The sequence below is a fragment of the Stenotrophomonas sp. FSL W7-1447 genome, assembly GCF_037966425.1.
Classification (GTDB): Bacteria; Pseudomonadota; Gammaproteobacteria; order Xanthomonadales; family Xanthomonadaceae; genus Stenotrophomonas; species Stenotrophomonas pavanii.
Window position 1 is genome coordinate 4,528,322 of the sequence record NZ_CP150199.1, and the last position, 16,144, is coordinate 4,544,465.

At 69.7% G+C, this 16,144-nt stretch carries 12 protein-coding genes; 1 reads left to right on the plus strand and 11 read right to left on the minus strand.

Annotated elements, in window-relative coordinates:
- Positions 1-59 precede the first annotated feature (59 nt).
- Together NSQ78_RS21030 and mgtE are read right to left on the minus strand one after the other, a co-directional pair.
- Complete coding sequence (locus NSQ78_RS21030; RefSeq protein WP_064239500.1) at positions 60-2,780, minus strand: bifunctional acetate--CoA ligase family protein/GNAT family N-acetyltransferase; 2,721 nt, start codon at positions 2,778-2,780, stop codon at positions 60-62.
- Between the two features lie 85 nt (positions 2,781-2,865).
- Positions 2,866-4,236, minus strand: coding sequence for a magnesium transporter (mgtE, locus tag NSQ78_RS21035; RefSeq protein ID WP_149902052.1), 1,371 nt, complete (start codon positions 4,234-4,236; stop codon positions 2,866-2,868).
- 342 nt (positions 4,237-4,578) lie between these two features.
- Here mgtE and NSQ78_RS21040 point away from each other — a divergent pair, with 342 nt between their 5' ends.
- Positions 4,579-6,357 (plus strand): monovalent cation:proton antiporter-2 (CPA2) family protein, encoded by a 1,779-nt coding sequence (locus NSQ78_RS21040; protein ID WP_064239501.1) that lies wholly within the window; start codon positions 4,579-4,581, stop codon positions 6,355-6,357.
- Between the two features lie 124 nt (positions 6,358-6,481).
- Here the strand turns inward: NSQ78_RS21040 and NSQ78_RS21045 are convergent, their stop codons facing one another.
- From NSQ78_RS21045 to NSQ78_RS21085, 9 genes are all read right to left on the minus strand, one after another.
- Positions 6,482-9,820 (minus strand): ankyrin repeat domain-containing protein, encoded by a 3,339-nt coding sequence (locus NSQ78_RS21045; protein WP_064239502.1) that lies wholly within the window; start codon positions 9,818-9,820, stop codon positions 6,482-6,484.
- Positions 9,813-10,073 carry a YcgL domain-containing protein gene (locus NSQ78_RS21050; protein ID WP_049459612.1) on the minus strand — a complete coding sequence of 87 codons (261 nt, stop codon included), beginning with the start codon at positions 10,071-10,073 and terminating at the stop codon, positions 9,813-9,815. Before NSQ78_RS21050 ends, NSQ78_RS21045 begins: the two co-directional genes overlap by 8 nt.
- A 160-nt stretch (positions 10,074-10,233) precedes the next feature.
- Positions 10,234-10,674 (minus strand): excinuclease ATPase subunit, encoded by a 441-nt coding sequence (locus tag NSQ78_RS21055; RefSeq protein ID WP_339207451.1) that lies wholly within the window; start codon positions 10,672-10,674, stop codon positions 10,234-10,236.
- A gap of 61 nt (positions 10,675-10,735) precedes the next feature.
- The gene (locus NSQ78_RS21060) at positions 10,736-11,974 is read right to left on the minus strand and encodes a beta-ketoacyl-ACP synthase (RefSeq protein WP_049471207.1); all 1,239 of its coding nucleotides are present in this window, start codon (positions 11,972-11,974) and stop codon (positions 10,736-10,738) included.
- Positions 11,974-12,705 carry a 3-ketoacyl-ACP reductase FabG2 gene (locus tag NSQ78_RS21065; RefSeq protein ID WP_064239503.1) on the minus strand — a complete coding sequence of 244 codons (732 nt, stop codon included), beginning with the start codon at positions 12,703-12,705 and terminating at the stop codon, positions 11,974-11,976. The genes NSQ78_RS21060 and NSQ78_RS21065 overlap by 1 nt, the downstream gene beginning before the upstream one ends.
- Positions 12,702-13,157: a dehydratase gene (locus tag NSQ78_RS21070; RefSeq protein WP_032960608.1), complete on the minus strand. Its 456-nt coding sequence runs from the start codon at positions 13,155-13,157 to the stop codon at positions 12,702-12,704. Before NSQ78_RS21070 ends, NSQ78_RS21065 begins: the two co-directional genes overlap by 4 nt.
- A complete protein-coding gene (locus NSQ78_RS21075; RefSeq protein ID WP_064239504.1) occupies positions 13,154-14,338 on the minus strand; it encodes a beta-ketoacyl-[acyl-carrier-protein] synthase family protein in 1,185 nt (394 codons plus the stop codon). Before NSQ78_RS21075 ends, NSQ78_RS21070 begins: the two co-directional genes overlap by 4 nt.
- Entirely contained in the window at positions 14,335-14,892 is a 558-nt protein-coding gene (locus tag NSQ78_RS21080) for a DUF3261 domain-containing protein (RefSeq protein ID WP_064239505.1), read from the minus strand. Before NSQ78_RS21080 ends, NSQ78_RS21075 begins: the two co-directional genes overlap by 4 nt.
- Complete coding sequence (locus NSQ78_RS21085; RefSeq protein WP_064239506.1) at positions 14,880-16,130, minus strand: NAD(P)/FAD-dependent oxidoreductase; 1,251 nt, start codon at positions 16,128-16,130, stop codon at positions 14,880-14,882. The genes NSQ78_RS21080 and NSQ78_RS21085 overlap by 13 nt, the downstream gene beginning before the upstream one ends.
- Positions 16,131-16,144: the final 14 nt, after the last annotated feature.

Sequence of the window (16,144 nt, forward strand, 5' to 3'; positions counted from 1 at the left end):
GCCCATGCTCGGCTCAGGCGTGCCCGTATGATGCTAGGCAGCCGAGCGTGGGCTCGGCGCTACACCGGGACGTCGGGCACCTCGACCTGCTGCACCGGCAGCGTCACCACCATCACCGTCGGGTCATCCGGGTCCAGCCGGGTCTTGAAGCCCAGGCTCTGGCACATCGCCAGCATGGTGCTGTTCTCGCGCAGCACCTGGCCTTCGACCACGTCCAGCCCCAGCCACTTGGCGTACTCGATCATGATCGCCATCAGCCGCCAGCCGATGCCATGGCCCTTCAGGTCCGAGCGGATCAGGATGCCGTACTCGCCACGGTGGTAATCGGCATCGGCGTGCAGGCGCACCGCGCCGAGCATTTCGCCACTGCGCGGCTCGATCGCCACCAGCGCAATCGAGCGCGCGTAGTCGAGCTGGGTCAGGCGCGCGATGAATTCGTGGCTGAAGTGCTTCACCGACTGGAAGAAGCGCAGGCGCAGGTCTTCGTCGCTGACGCGGGCGAAGAACGCGCGGAACAGCGCATCGTCTTCCGGCCGCACCGGGCGCACGAACGCGCGGCCGCCATCGGACAGTTCGATGGTGCGCTCCCACTCCTTCGGGTACGGGAACACCGAGAAGCGCGGATGGCCGCGGCCCTTGTGCAAGATGCGCGACGGCGCCACCGCCACGCGCGCGTCGAGGGCGAGGATGCCCTTGCCGTCGACCAGCAGCGGGTTGATGTCCAGCGTGCGTACTTCGGGAATGTCGGCGGCCAGCTGCGCCAGCTTGACCAGCGCCAGCGCCAGTGCGCGCTCGTCGGCGGCGGGCACATCGCCGTAGGCCTTGAGGATGCGCGAGGCGCGGGTCTGGCCGATCAGTTCATGGGCCAGGCGCAGGTCGAGCGGCGGCAGTGCCAGCGCCTTGTCGTTGATCACTTCGACCGCAGTACCGCCACGACCGACCACGATCACCGGGCCGAACGTTGCGTCATCGGCAATGCCGACGATCAGTTCGCGCGCTTTCGGGCGCACGATGGTCGGCTGTACCAGCAGGCCGTCGATGCGCGCGTCCGGCCGCAACTGGCGCGCACGTGACAGGATCGCGTTGGCCGCGCTCTGCACCGCCGGCAGCGTGGACAGGTTCAGGCGCACGCCGTCCACTTCGGACTTGTGCGGAATGTCCGGCGAGAGGATCTTCAGCGCTACGGACGCACCGCGTTCCAGCAGTGGCTGCGCTAGGTCCATCGCTTCGTGCGCATCGCGCGCGTGCATCACCGGCGCGGACGGAATGCCGTAGGCCTTGAGCAGCTCGTGCGTGGCCAGCGGGTCCAGCCACTGCTGCCCATTGGCCAGCGCGGCATCGACCAGCGTTCGCGCGGCCGCCGCATCGACGTTGAAGTCCTGCGGCAGGCTGGGCGGCGTTTCCATCAACGCGTTCTGCGCCTCGCGGTAACGCACCAGATGCTGGAAGCCGCGTACCGCCTCGGCCTCGGTCGGATAGGTCGGCACCCGTGCCGCGTTGAGCGTGGCGGTGGCCTGGTCGTCGTTGCCCAGCCACACCGCGAACACCGGCTTGTCGCGATGATGGCGCGGACGCAGGCCGAGCGTGCGGGTGAGCGCCTGCGCAGCGTCTGCAGACGACGTGAATGCGGTGGGGACGTTGACCACCATCACCGCGTCGTTCTCGTTGTCGGCCAGCAGCGCTTCGATGGCCGCGGCATAGCGCTCGCCATCGGCATCGACCACGATGTCGACCGGATTGCTGCGCGACCAGCCCTGCGGCAATACCGCATCGAGCTTCTGCACCGTGCTGTCGGACAGGGTGGCCAGCGTGCCACGCAGCGCGATCAGCTGGTCCACGGCGAGGCGGCCGACGCCGCCACCATTGCTGAGGATGGCCAGGCGGCGGCCAGGGAACGTGCCCAGCCGCCCGAGCGATTCGGCGGCGGTGAACAGCTCGTCCAGCGCGCCGACGCGCAGCAGGCCGGCGCGGTTGAAGGCGGCGCCGTACACATCATCGGCACGGGCCAGGGCCTGCACATGGGTATCGCGGCTGCCCGGCTGCACGCGCTCGGCGCGGCCCGACTTCACCACCACCACCGGCTTGGCGCGGGCGGCGGCACGCGCGGCCGACATGAACTTGCGCGCGTCCTTGATCTGCTCGACGTAGAGCAGGATGGCGCGGGTACGGTAGTCGGTGGCGAAGTAGTCGAGCAGGTCGCCGAAGTCGACGTCCATCGTGTCGCCCAGCGAGACCACCGCGGAAAACCCGACCGAGCGCGCCACGCCCCACTCCACCAGCGCGGCGGCAATGGCCGAGGATTCGGAGATCAGCGCGAGGTCGCCGGCCTGCGGGAAATGTGCGGCGATGCTGGCATTGAGCCGCGCATGCGGCGCGATCACGCCCAGGCAATGCGGGCCGAGGATGCGCAGGCCATGCTTGCGGGCCACCGCCTCTACCTGTGCCGACAGCGAGCCGGGGCCTTCGCCCAGGTGCGCGGTGAGGATGATCGCGGCCTGCACGCCGCGCTCGGCGGCGGTGCGCACCACCTGCGGCACGATTGCCGCTGGTGCCGTGATCACCACCAGGTCAGGCACCCAGTCCAGGTCCTTCAGCCGCTTGACCGTGCGGATGCCATCGATGTCGGCGTGCCGCGGGTTGATCCACGCCACCTTGCCGGGGAAACCGGTGCCGCGCAGGTTGCGCATCACCGCACGGCCGGCCGAGCGCTCACGCGGGCTGCCGCCGATCACCGCGACCGACTGCGGACGGAACACGGACTGCAGGTGGTAGGTACTCATGCGCCTACGGTACCCAAAAAAGGGGACGGAGGGGATTAAGTCGTTTGTGCACAAACGACTTAATCCCCTCCGTCCCCTTTTTTCGTTACAGCAGCGTGCCGTGCAGGATCAGCGCGGCGATGCTGAAATAGATCACCAGGCCGGTGACATCCACCAGGGTGGCCACGAACGGCGCCGAGGCGCTGGCCGGATCGAAGCCGAGCCGCTTCAGGACGAAGGGCAGCATCGAGCCGGACAGCGAACCGAAGGTGACGATGCCGACCAGTGCAGCGCCGATGGTGATTGCCAGCAGGATCCAGTGCTCGCCGTAATCATGCAGGCCGCCCAGCTGCCAGATCACGATGCGCACGATGGCCAGGCAGCCGAGGATCGCGCCGAGCACCATGCCGGTCGGAATCTCGCGCAAGGCCACCTTCCACCAGTCGCGCAGGCGCAGCTCGCGCAGTGCCAGGCTGCGGATCAGCAGCGACGTGGCCTGCGAGCCGGAGTTGCCACCCGAGCTCATGATCAGCGGAATGAACAGGGTCAGCACCACCGCCCGCGCCAGTTCGTCCTCGTAGTGCTGCATCGCGCTGGCGGTCAGCATCTCGCCCAGGAACAGCACGCTCAGCCAACCGGCGCGCTTGCGCAGCATCTCGAAGAAGCTGATCTGCATGTACGGCTTGTCCAAGGCTTCCATGCCGCCGAACTTGTGCGCGTCCTCGGTGGATTCCTCGATCAGCGCGTCGAGCACGTCGTCCACGGTGACGATGCCCAGCATCTGCTGCTGCGCATCGACCACCGGGATCGCCAGCAGGTCGTGGCGGCGGATCAGCCGCGCGACTTCCTCCTGGTCCATCAGTGCATCCACTGTTACCGGCGGATTGACCTGGGCCACGTCCAGGATCGACTCCTCCGGCAGGCCGGTGATCAGCCGGCGCATGGTCACCACCTGCTGCAGCTGCTGGCTGGCCGGGTCCAGCACGTAGATCGCGTACACCGTTTCACGCGTGCGCTCGACCTGGCGGATGTGCTGCAGGGTCTGCGCCACGGTCCAGCTGGCGGGCACCGCCACGTATTCGGTGGTCATCAGCGCGCCGGCGGTGTTCGGCGGGTAGCTCAGCAGCTTCTGGATGACCTGGCGGGCGTCGCTGCCCAGCAGCGGGATCAGCCGTGCGCGCTCTTCCTCATCCAGCTCGTGGACGATGTCGGTGGCGCGGTCATCGGCCATCAGCCCCAGCAGGGCGGCGGCACGGGCCGGTGGCAGCGCGGCCACCAGCTCGCCGCTGCGCTGCAGCTCGGGTGCTTCCAGCATTTTCACTGCACGCGGCAACGGCAGCGCGGCCAGCGTTTCCGCGGCGCGGGTCAGTTCCAGCGTGTTGAGGAATTCCACCGCATCGGCGGTGTTGTAGTTCGCCAGTGGTGCGGCCAGGGCAGCGGCATCGGCCACCGGGCGCAGCAATTGCTTCTGGTTCATCGGTTCTGCCTTGTGGGGTGCGACCTCGCGCAACGCCAACGCAGGCAGACCGTCCCGATGTCAGGCGGTGGCCATCGCTGGCGTCGAACGAGGTCGACTTCTACTGTCGCTGGACATGGGTTGGGGACTCCGGGATGCGTGTGCCGGCGGTCGGGCCGCCAGCGGCGGGCAGTCTGGACCCGCGCGCCATGCAGGTCAACCCGCTGGCCCTGCGCCAGGCGCCGGCATGGCAGGTTGTTCTCGTGCCTGCACCGGCCGGCGCGCATAATGGGGCCGTGGCGCTCGCCACGCCTTTCCCCCGAACGGACGCACTGCGGGCTTCCCCGATGACCAGGTATTCCCATGCATAGCGGTGGTCTGGAACTGGCCCTGGTGCTGTTGCTGGCAGCGGTCATCGCCGTGCCGGTGTTCAAGAAGTTCGGCTTCGGCGCGGTGCTGGGCTATCTGGCGGCGGGCGTGGTGCTGGGCCCGGACGGGTTGGGCTTCGTGCAGGATGCCGACCGCATCCTCGGCGCGGCCGAGATCGGGGTGGTGATGCTGCTGTTCGTGATCGGCCTGGAGCTGTCGCCGGCGCGCCTGAAGGTGATGCGGCGCTCGGTGTTCGGTGCCGGTGCGGCGCAGGTGGCGCTGTCCGGGCTGGTGCTCGGTGGCCTGCTGCTGCTCGACCATTTCCAGTGGAAGAGCGCGCTGGTGGTGGGCGTGGCGCTGGCGCTGTCGTCCACCGCGGTGGGCCTGCAGCTGCTGTCCGAGCACAAGGCGATCAACAGCGACCATGGCCGGCTGGGCTTTGCCATCCTGCTGTTCCAGGACCTGATCGCGATTCCGCTGCTGGCTGCCATCCCGCTGCTGGGCGGGGTGAAGAACGAGACCCTGCGCATCGAGGATGCAATGGTGGCGCTGGGCTCGCTGGCCGTGGTGATCCTGTGCGGGCGGCCGGTCCTGCGCCGGGTATTTGGCATCATCGCGCGCACCCGCAGCCCGGAAGTGTTCACCGCCACCGCCCTGCTGGTGGTGCTGGGCACCGCCTGGTTCATGCAGGAAGCCGGCCTCAGCCCCAGCCTGGGCGCGTTCCTGGCCGGCGTGCTGCTGTCCGATTCGGAATTCCGGCATGAACTGGAAGCGCAGATCGAGCCGTTCAAGGGCCTGCTGCTGGGCCTGTTCTTCATTGCCGTGGGCATGGGCATCGACCTTGACCGCATTGCCGCCGAGCCGTGGCTGATCGCGGCCGGCGTCGCGATCCTGCTGGTGGTCAAATTCAGCCTGCTGTACGTGATCGGCCGCATCGCCCGGCTCAGCCGGCGACAGTCGCTGCTGCTGGGCAGCGTGCTGTGGCTGGGGGGCGAGTTCGCCTTCGTGGTGTTCAACGAAGCGCAGCGCGCGCACCTGCTGGGCAATGCCAACCACGACCGGCTGGTGGCCATCGTCGGCCTGTCGATGGCGATCACGCCGCTGCTGATGATCGTGCTGCTCAAGCTGCTCGGCCAGGAGAAGACCACACCGCGCGAGGCGGCCGAGGCCGACAAGGTGGCACCCGACAACCGGCCCAAGGTGCTGATCGCCGGCATGGGGCGTTTCGGCCAGGTGATCGCGCGCCTGCTGACCGCGCAGAAGGTGCCGTTCGTTGCGCTGGAGGCGAACCCGGACACCGTGGCCGACCTGCGCCGCTTCGGCAACCAGCTCTACTACGGCGATCCGACCCGGCCGGAGATGCTGCGCGCCGCCGGCGGCGAGCACATCGATGTGTTCGTGATCACCGTGGACGACCCGGAGACCAACCTGCGCGCCGTGCGCATGGTGCGCCGGCTGTACCCGGACGCGAAAGTGCTGGCGCGCGCGCGCAATCGCCAGCATGCGTGGCGCCTGATGGACATGTCGGCCGAGCCGTTCCGCGAGGTGTTCGGTACCAGCCTGGAGATGAGCGGCCGCGTGTTGACCGCGCTGGGCGTGGCACCGGACGTGGCCGAGCGCCATGTGCAGCGCTTCCGCGAACACGACGAACAGCTGCTGCGCGACCAGTACCTGGTGTACGACGACGAGGCGGCGGTGATCCAGACCTCGCGCGATGCACGCAATGACCTGATGCACCTGTTCGAGGCCGACGCGGAAAGCGACGACACGTAGGAGTGTCGATCGAGGACGGACCCGGTAGTGCCGGCCGCTGGCCGGCAGCCTCGGTATCCCGGAGGTCTCAGGAGATTGCCGGCCAGCGGCCGGCACTACCCACTGCGGATTCCGACCCCGACCCTCAGCCGTTGTCGCGCAGGAACCGCGCCATCGACGAGACACCCGGCACGCGTGGTTCGAATTCGCCGGCCACGTCGATGAAGCCACGCATCACTGCGATCTCGCGCGGACTGCGGTTGAGGCTGTCCCGCGCCTCCGGATCGGCACCGGCACGCAGCAGGCGCTGCACCAGCAACGGCAGGCCATGCAGCGCGGCCAGGTGCAGCGGGCCGAAGCCGCGCGGGTCACGCACGTCCAGGCTGACGTCCTCATCCAGAAGCCGTTCCACCGCCGCCATCACCACCTGCTCGTCGCAGGCGGTGCCCGGCTCGGCACGTGCGCCCAGCAGCAGCAGCAACGGCGTGACCGAGCCCGCCGCCGCCTGGTCCGGTTCGGCACCGGCCAGCAGCAGGGTGTCGAGCAGGGCCAGCAGGCGGGAGCGGTCGCGGGCGCTGAAGCCATACAGCGCGGCACAGTGCAGCGGCCCCAGTTGCTGCGCGTCACCGGCATGCACGTCGGCACCGGCGGTGAGCAGGCGCGCGGCGATGTCCGGCAGGCCCAGCGCCGAGGCCAGCATCAGCACGGTCACCCCGCCCGGCAGGCGGTGTTCCAGCTTGGCGCCGGCATCAAGCAGAGCCGAGACAATGTCCACCTGGCGCATGCTGACCGCGGCCGACAACGGCGTCGCGCCACTGGCGGCAGCGTGCTGCGGATCGGCGCCGCGCGCCAGCAGCAGGTCGGTCACCGCCAGGTGGCCACCGCCGGCGGCACGCAGCAGTGCCGTGCAGCCCTGTGCATCGACGGCGTCGACGGCAAATCCCAGATCGATCAGGCGACGCACCGCGTCGACATCGCCGGCCATGGCCGCGGCCGGCAGATCCGCTTCGCGCAGGGTACGGCGCGGCAGCGGCCACACCCGCCAGTCCAGCCAGTCGGCCAGATCGCGGCGGCCGATCGACAGCGCCACGCCCAGCGGCGTCTGGCCGTCGGCAGCACGCGCTTCCGGCGAGGCACCGTGCTGCACCAGCAGCTTCAGTGCGCCTTCGCGGGCCAGCGCGGTGGCCAGGTGCAGTGCGGTCATGCCATGACTGTCGCGCGCCTCGCGATCGACGCCCGCCTTGAGCAGGGCCTGCTGCAGGCGCAGCCAGCCCAGGCGTACCGCCAGCGACAGCGGTGGGTCACCGGCCGGCGAGGCCGCGAACGGGTCCGCGCCACGTTCCAGCAGTTCCAGCGCCAGCTGTTCCAGGCCGCGGGCGGCCTGGTCGTGCTGCGCGCAGGCGGCCAGGAAGCGTGCCAGCCCACCGCGGCCGGCCGGTGACAGGCCGCGCTGCAGCATCACCTGCAGCGCCGGCACCGCGTCGATCCCGCGCGACAGCAGCGCGAACATCGGCGTATCGGCGCAGGCGTCGCGCACATAGGGGTCGGCACCGTGGGCCAGCAGCCAATCGACCGCGCGCGGCTCCAGTGCCAGCTCCGGATCGAGCAGCAGGCCGCCGAGTTCCTCCGGCTGGCACAGCTTGGCCAGCGCGGCCATGCCATCGGTGTTGCCGAAGCCCAGCGCTTCGCGCAGCAGGGTCAGCGGCGGACGGTCCGGCAACAGGCCGCTGGCGCTGGCCGCTTCACCGCGCTCGGCCAGCCCATCACTGACGGCTGCCGGCAGCGGATAGGACGGGTCCAGCAGGGCCACGATCGCCCAGCGGCCCGCTTCGGCCGCGTAGTCCACCGCGCGGCGGCCGACCGGGTCGGTGGCGTCGGCGGCGATGCCCAGTTCGACCAGGCGCTTGATCAGCAGCGGCGAGACATCCTCGGCCATCACCGCCAGCTGCACCGCATTGCGGCCTTCGCCGTCCACCGCGACCAGGTCCGGCTTGTGCGGCAGCAGGTGCTCGACCACGGCGGCACGGCCGGCACGGGCGGCTTCCAGCCACGGCGTGCGGCCCAGTGCATCGCGCGCTTCCAGGTTGGCGCCGGCGCCCAGCAGCACGCCGATGATCTCCACGTGGCCGGCCAGCGCTGCCTCGTGCAGCGCGCTGCGGCGCTGGCGATCACGCGCGTCGGCGCGTGCCTTGTGCTTGAGCAGCAGCTGCACGCCGGCCGGATCGTCGTCCTCGGTGGCGGCGGCGGCCAGCAGCACCGGGGTGCCCTCGGCCGGTTCGCTGCGTGCACCGCGCTCGAGCAGGAAGCGGGCCAGGCGCCAGTTGCCGACCTGGCAGGCCACCGCCAGCGGCGACCAGCCGTCGCGGTTGAGTGCATCCACTTCGGCTGCGGCATCGCGCAGCAACGCCGCCACACCCGGGTCGGAACTGCGCGCGGCATGGTGCAGCGGGGTGTTGCCGTCGCTGTCGGTGGCGCGCGAATCGGCGCCGTTGGCGAGCAGGGTCATCACCGCTTCGGGACGGCCATGCCAGCTGTCGCGGGTGGCCGCCAACAGCGGCGTCATGCCCCGGTGGGGCGCATTCACATCGACGCCGCGGGCAATCAGTTCGCGCAGCAGGCGCAGGTCCGGCAGCACTGCGGCCAGCACCGCCAGGCTGCGCTGGTCACGCCAGTCCGGGTCCGGCAGCGCGTAGGGGTCGGCGCCGGCCTGCAGCAGCTGCAGGGCACGGTCGACGCGGCCGTGGCGGGCGGCTTCATACAGCGCAGGGGTCAGTTCCTGCGGCGCCATGGCTTCCAGCGGCGCGGTGTCCGCCACCGCTGCGAACATCGGCTCGTGGTCGCTGCTGGCCGCCGCCAACGGGCTGGGCCGCAACGCCACCAGCGGCGCGGGCGCGACCCGCTGCAGCAGCAGGTGCAGCAGCGGCGACAGCACCACCACCGCCAGCGCAGCCGGCCAGCGTGCGCTGTCCGGCAACAGGCCCGGCCAGGCCGGCAGCACCACCAGTGCGGCCAAGGCGATCACCAGCGCGGCCACGCCAAGACCACGCCAGGCGGTCAGGTCGCGGCCGGCCAGTGCCTGCCAGTGCTGGGCCAGGCTGCCATCCAGGCGTTCGACATCGTTCCACAGCGGCCAGGTGCGCCAGGCCGCCAGCAGGCCGGCACTGACCAGCACGCTCAGGCCCAGCACCGCAGCCAGGCTGCCGCTGTCACGCAGTGCCGCCAGCGGCCAGGCCAGCAGCAGGGCCAGCAGCAGCGGCGCGGCGGCCCACAGCGCCAGCAGCGCCGGCAGGTCCTGGCGAGCCACCAGCGCCAGCGGCCGCAGCGCGCGGCTGCGGCGCCACCACGACACCGCCAGCGCGAACGCCGGCTGCGCCAATGCGGCAAGCAGGGCACCCGGAACGCCGCCCACTGCGGCGCCCAGCGCCAGCACGGCACCGGCGGCGAAGGCGATCGACAGGACGCGCGGTCGGGAGGCGTCAGTCATAGTGACGCGGCATCAGGCTGGCCACCGACGGCGGCACCTGCAGATAGAACCCGCGTTCGCTCATTTCACTGCGGACCTTTTCCGGATCGGCCTGGGCCAGGCGGCGCTGGGCATCCAGGGCCACTTCCAGGACGAAGGCGAGCGCCCCCAGCGAGCTCAGCAGCGGCGCGGGCAGCGCACTGAAATCATCGCGTCGGGGAACGTAGACGTAGGTGTCCGGCTTGAGTTGGCTTTTATAGACGTAGGCGTGCATGTCCGCGGGACGATAACCCGGGAAGAGCCATGATTGTGTCGGAAAGCCGACAGCGGGGAAAGCCGTCAGCCGACGATGGCGGCGTGATCGGCGGCGTTTCCCCGGCGGGGTTCAACAATGTGGCGGCGACGTTCAGCCAGCGCCGCCGCCACACGGGCGCTTACTTGACCTTGGCGTAGGTGCCCTTCAGCGCGACACCGGCGAGGATGGCGCCGGCGTAGCACTCGTAGTTGGTGCTGCTCTTGAACTCGTTCTTCTTGTAATAGCTGACGATGTCGACCACGGCGTTGGCGCCGCGCGACTTGGCACCGTCCTGCAGCGCGCGCAGCGCCGACAGCGCGACCCAGCGGCAGGCCTCGGCATCGCTCTTGTTGGCCGCGTTGGTCTTCTTGTTGGTCACGTCTTCGCCCAGGCGCTGCTGCACGCTGACCGGCTGGCCGGCCAGGTAGAAGCGCACGCTGCCGTCAATGCCGACGTCCTTGGCGGCCTGCGAATTGACCAGTTCCTGCAGGGACTGTTCGACACGCGTGTCGCGGGCAGAGGCGGTGGAGGTCAGGGCCAGCAGCGCGGTGGCAGTGGCGATCATGAGAGTGCGGCGCATCGAAACTTCTCCTTGTCAGGGGTGCGGGTGGGTAGCGGAAACAGTGCGGTGGGACGGTGGGTCACTCGCGCCAGCGGCGGAACACCAGCGAGGTGTTGATGCCGCCGAAAGCGAAGTTGTTGCTCATCACGTACTCGGCCTGCAGTTCGCGACCCTGCCCGGTGATGAAGTCGAGCTGGCCACAGCGCGGGTCGACCTCGGCCAGGTTCAGGGTGGGCGCGAACCAGCCGGCGCGCATCATCTCGATGCTCACCCAGGCCTCGAACGCGCCACAGGCACCCAGCATGTGGCCGACGTAGCTCTTCAGCGAGCTGATCGGCACGCGGTTGCCGAACACCTGCGCGGTGGCCTGGGTTTCGGCGATGTCACCGTGGTCGGTGGCGGTGCCGTGCGCGTTGACGTAGTCGATCTGCGCCGCGTCCAGGCCGGCATCTTCCAGCGCCAGGCGCATGGCCTGGGCCATGGTGTCGGCGCTGGGCTGGGTGACGTGCTGGCCATCGCTGTTGGTTCCGTAGCCGACCACCTCGGCCAGGATGGTGGCGCCACGCGCCTGCGCGTGTTCCAGGTCCTCCAGGATCAGCGTGCAGGCGCCCTCGCCCAGTACCAGGCCATCACGGCCGGCATCGAACGGGCGCGGCGTGGTCTGCGGCGCGTCATTGCGCACGCTGGTGGCGAACAGCGTGTCGAACACCGCCGCAGCGGTGGCATCGAGCTGCTCGGCACCGCCGGCCACCATCACCGTCTGCTTGCCGCTGCGGATCGCTTCATAGGCCGCACCCACGCCCTGGCTGCCGGAAGTGCAGGCACTGGACGTGGTGTACACGCGCCCGGACAGGCCGAAGAACACGCCGATGTTGACCGGCGCGGTGTGGCTCATCATCTTCAGGTAGGTGGTGGCACTGATGCCATCGGTGGTGAACTCGTTGAGCATGCGCCCGAATTCACCGGTGGCCTCATGGCTGCCCGACGAGGAACCATAGGCCACGCCGGTACGGCCGCTGCGCAGCACCGGGTGCTCGTGCAGGCCTGCCTCGCGCAGCGCCACCTCGGTGGCACGCACCGACATGATCGCGACCTTGCCCATCGAGCGGGTGGTCTTGCGGTTGTAGTTCGGCGGCAGCTCGAAGTCCTGCGCCGGCGCGGCCAGCTTGGTGTTCAGGCCGGCATACACATCCCACTCGGGCATTGCACGCACGGCATTGCGGCAGCTGCGCAGGTGCGCTTCGATGGTGGACCAGTCGTGGCCGAGCGGACTGATGGCGGCGGCGCCGGTGACCACCACGCGACGATCGGCGGCCATCAGATCATGCCTCCGTTCACCGAGATCACCTGGCGGGTGATGTAGCCGGCCGGCTCGGACAGCAGGAACGCCACCGTCGCCGCCACTTCGTCGGGACGACCGACGCGGCCGACGGGAATCAGCTTGAGCGCGTGTTCAACCACTTCATCGTTGAGCATTTCGGTCTCGATCAGGCCCGGGGCCACGCAATTGACGGTGATCTGGCGGCTGGCCAGTTCCAGCGCCAGCGCCTTGGTGGCCCCGATGATGCCGGCCTTGGCGGCGCTGTAGTTGACCTGCCCGCGGTTCCCGGCGAGCCCGGATACCGACGACAGGGTGACGATGCGGCCCGGCTTGCGCCGCCGCACCATCGGCATGATCAGGGGATGCAGCACGTTGTAGAAGCCATCCAGGTTGGTGTGGATGACCTGGTCCCAGTCGTCGGCCGACAACGCCGGGAAGGCGCCGTCACGGGCGATGCCGGCATTGCAGACCACGCCGTAGTAAGCGCCATGCGCTTCGACATCGGCCTCCAGCGCGGCCCGCGCAGACGCGCGGTCGGCCACGTCGAACACCAGCACGCGGGCCTGCTGGCCCAGTGCCTCGATCTCGGCGACCACCGCCTGCGCTTCATCCACGCGGCTGCGGCAATGCACCACCACGTCGAAGCCGTCACGCGCGATGCGCAGCGCGATGGCCCGGCCAATGCCCCGGCTGGCGCCGGTCACCAGCACGCTTCGATTCCCTGTCATGCCTGTCCACTCTCCAGATAGGCCATCGCGTCGGCCGGTTCGAACACCGACACGTTGGCTGTCGCCCATTCGTCCTCGCCTGCCAGGATGCGGCAGGCGAACATCCCCAATCCATTGTCGCCCAACAGCTCGCAGCGCGCCTGCACGCGCAGCCGCGATCCGCTGGGAAAGCTGCTGCGCGGGCTGCTGTAGCGGCGGCTGCCAAGCAGGAAGCCCAACTGCGGCGGCTTGCCGGCCGCACGCGCACGGCAACCGGCCCAGGCCGCGATGGCCTGCGCCATGTATTCGATGCCGACCCACGCCGGCACCTGGCCCTCCTCGACGAACAGGCCCGCGTCGGGCACCACCAGTTCGGCCTCGATGGTGTCCTGGTCCCAGTGCGTGATGCGCTCCAGCAGGCACATGTCCTGGCGGTGCGGCACCACCTCTTCGATCGCGTACAGCGTGTTCATCGACGCTCCAGCGCCAGCACGGCATTGCTGCCGCCGAAGGCGAACGAATTGCTCAGTACCCGCCGCGCCGGATGCGCCAGGCGGGTGGCCGGTGCGACCAGCGGCAGCACCGGCAATGCGGGGTCGGCCACGCCGTCCCACCAGTGAGGTGGCAGCTGCTGCTGCGGGTTCTCGGCCAGCACGATCCAGCACAGCGCTGCCTCGATCGCGCCCGAAGCACCCAGCGTGTGGCCGGTCAGCGGTTTGGTTGAACTGGCCGGCACGCCGTTGCCCAGCACCTGCGCCACCGCTAGGCTTTCCATCGCATCGTTGTGGCCGGTGGCGGTGCCATGCAGGTTCACGTAATCCACCTCATCGGCCGCCCAGCCAGCGCGCAGCAACGCCTGCTGCAGGGCATCGATGGCGCCAAGCCCCTGCGGGTCGGGGGCGGACATGTGGTGCGCGTCGGCCGACTCACCCCAGCCGGCCAGGCATACCGGGCCGGGCTCGCGGGTGAGCAGGAACAGCGCGGCGCCCTCGCCGATGTTGATGCCGGCGCGATGCTGCGAGAATGGATTGCAGCGCAGCGCCGAGACCGATTCCAGCGCGCTGAAGCCGGCCACGGTGAAGCGGCACAGCGAATCGGCACCGCCGGCGATCACTGCATCGACGATGCCCGCGCGCAGCATGCGTGCGGCCGACATCAAGGCCTTGGCGCTGGACGAGCAGGCGGTGGACAGCGTCCATGCCGGGCCCTGCGCGCCACTGCGCTGGCGCACGAACTGCGCGGCGGTGCCCATTTCCTGCTGGGAGTAATCGAACCCGGGCGGCCATTGGCCCTGTTCGGCATGGGTGCGCAGGGCCTGCTCGGATTCACCGATGCCCGAGGTACTGGTGCCCAGCACGACCGCCACGCGTTCGGCGCCGTGGCGGGCGATCGCGGCGGCCACCGCCGGTGCGATCTGCGCCAGCGCCACGTCAAGCAGGGCGTTGTTGCGCCCGCGCAGGGCGGCCGGCAGTTCTTCCAGCGTCGGCAGCGGTGTACGCACCTGCCCCAGCGCCAGGGTGTGTCCCGGCAGCAGGGTATCGTTGTCGCTGAGCCCGCCCGGCACGCCGGCGAACATCGCCGACGCCACCGCGTCGCGGCCATCGCCGAGCGCGCAGACCACGCCCAGGTCGTTCAGGTAGATCGGTGCACTCATCGATCCGGCCCGGCCATGTCGATCGATTCGATGCGCAGCGCATAGCCTTCGGCCCGGTTGTCCAGCTGCACGCTGCCATCGTCCAGGCGCTGCAGCTGCAGCCACACCGTGCCATCGCGCGACAGGCTGCGCTGATGGCCATCGTCACGGACCTGCCAGCCGGCCGGCAGCGCGGCGGCGATGGCCGCGGTCGGCCACAGCGCGAACTGCAGGTCATCCAGCACGCGCTCGGCGCGCACCTGCGGCGGCAGCCACGGCGCGCGCTGCTGGGTCAGCTGCTGGCCGTCCCACTGCAGGCGCACACCGGTCTGGCCCATCGCCTGCACGGCCAGCTGCACCTGCTGCGCATCGGCTTCCAGCAGCGCATCGAGGTCGCGTTCATGGCTGCCGAAACGGAAATGCAGCTGCTGCTGCAACGCCAGCGGCGCCGGCAGGCTGGCCGGCGACAGGCGCAGCGGCGGCAGTTCCACCAACGGCTTCGGCATGCGGCCGGCGCAGGCCGCCAGCAGCAGGCTCAGCAGCAGTGCCGTGGCAGGGGCGATCAGGCGCCGCACAGCTGCTCCAGCACGCGCATCCGGCGGCCACTGTCATCGGCCACGTACGGGTTGTTGGTGTCCCAGGCGTAACCGGCCAGGATGGAGCTGATCATGTCGCGCACTTCGGGCTGCTGCTGCGGGTGGTAGATGATCTTCTGGAAACCGCCTTCGTACCAGCTTTCGACGAAGCGGCGGAAGGTCTTCACGCCCGCCCGCAGCGGGACCGAGAACTCCGCTTCCCAGTCCACGGCTTCGCCGGCGTAGCGGCGCGCCAGGCATGCGCTGGCCAGCTGCGCGGACTTGAAGGCGATGGTCACGCCGGACGAGAACACCGGGTCGAGGAACTCGCCGGCATTGCCCAGCAGGGCATAGCCCGGCCCCCACAACGAACTGACATTGGCCGAGTAGCCGGTGATGCGGCGTACCGGCAGCACCGCCCATTCGGCATTGGCCAGCAGCCGGGTCAGGTTCGGGTCCTCGCCGACGATCGCCTGCAGCTTCTGCAGGTCGTCGCCGTCGTAGCGTTCGAAGAACGACGGCTCGGCCACCACGCCCAGCGAGCAGCAGCCGTTGGAGAACGGGATGGTCCAGTACCAGACGTCGACGTGCTCGGGGTGGGTGGTGATCAGGATCTTGTTGCGATCGAAGTCCGCTTCGGCCGGGATGTTGTCGCGCACATGGCAGAAGATCGCGCCGCGCACCGGGAAGTTGGACGGCGACTCCAGCTGCAGCAGGCGCGGCAGCAGGCGCGCGAAGCCCGAGGCGTCGAGGATGAAATCGGCCTCGATGCGGTACTCGCTGCCTTCCGGGCGGCGCACCGTCACCGCCGGCTGCTCGCCGGGCTCGACCGACAGCACCTCGTCGCCGAAACGCAGCGTGGCCCCCATGCGCTCGGCACCGCGCGCCAGCACGTTGTCGAAGTCGGCGCGCTGCACCTGATAGGTGGTGCCCCAGCCCGGCGAGAACTTCTTCCTGAAGTCGAATGCGGTACGCGCTTCGCCGTGCACGAAGGCGGCCCCGTTCTTGTGCTGGAAGCCCGCCTCGACCACGTCCTGCAGCAGGCCGGCCGCCTCGATGTACTCCATGCTCTGCGGCAGCAGGCTTTCGCCGATGGAAAAGCGCGGGAACTGCTGGCGTTCCAGCATCAGGACCTGGCGGCCCTGCTGGCGCAGCATCGCCGCGGCCACCGAGCCGGCCGGTCCGGCGCCGATGATCAGGATCTCGGTACGTTCGACAGCATCCACAGCAGTGTTCATCGGTGCGTCCTTGT